A 356-nucleotide genomic window follows, 5' to 3' on the forward strand; every position below is an offset into this window, starting at 1 on the left:
CCCTGTGAGGGTAGGACGTTGCTGTGCATATGGAGGATTAGCTCAGTTGGGAGAGCATCTGCCTTACAAGCAGAGGGTCACAGGTTCGAGCCCTGTATCCTCCATATGAGTCGTTAGCTCAGTCGGTAGAGCATCTGACTTTTAATCAGAGGGTCGACAGTTCGAGCCTGTCACGACTCATGATCCGCGGGTGTGGCGGAACTGGCAGACGCGCTAGATTTAGGTTCTAGTGTCTTTATGACGTGGGGGTTCAAGTCCCTTCACCCGCATAGTAATTGAATAATTTTTCATTAAGAAATAAAGCCGACTTAGCTCAGCTGGCAGAGCATCTGTCTTGTAAACAGGGGGTCGGAGGT

At 50.3% G+C, this 356-nt stretch carries 3 tRNA genes; all 3 read left to right on the forward strand.

Annotation, left to right across the window (positions count from 1 at the left end):
- The first annotated feature begins 31 nt into the window (after positions 1 to 31).
- The 3 genes from FC36_RS09275 to FC36_RS09285 all read left to right on the forward strand — a co-directional run bounded on the left by FC36_RS09275 (position 32) and on the right by FC36_RS09285 (position 269).
- Positions 32 to 104, forward strand: a tRNA-Val gene (locus FC36_RS09275).
- Positions 105 to 107: 3 nt separating this feature from the next.
- Positions 108 to 180: transfer RNA gene (locus FC36_RS09280), tRNA-Lys, on the forward strand.
- Between the two features lie 6 nt (positions 181 to 186).
- Positions 187 to 269: transfer RNA gene (locus tag FC36_RS09285), tRNA-Leu, on the forward strand.
- The last annotated feature ends 87 nt before the right edge of the window (positions 270 to 356 follow it).

The organism is Ligilactobacillus equi DSM 15833 = JCM 10991 (genome assembly GCF_001435735.1).
Classification (GTDB): domain Bacteria; phylum Bacillota; class Bacilli; order Lactobacillales; family Lactobacillaceae; genus Ligilactobacillus; species Ligilactobacillus equi.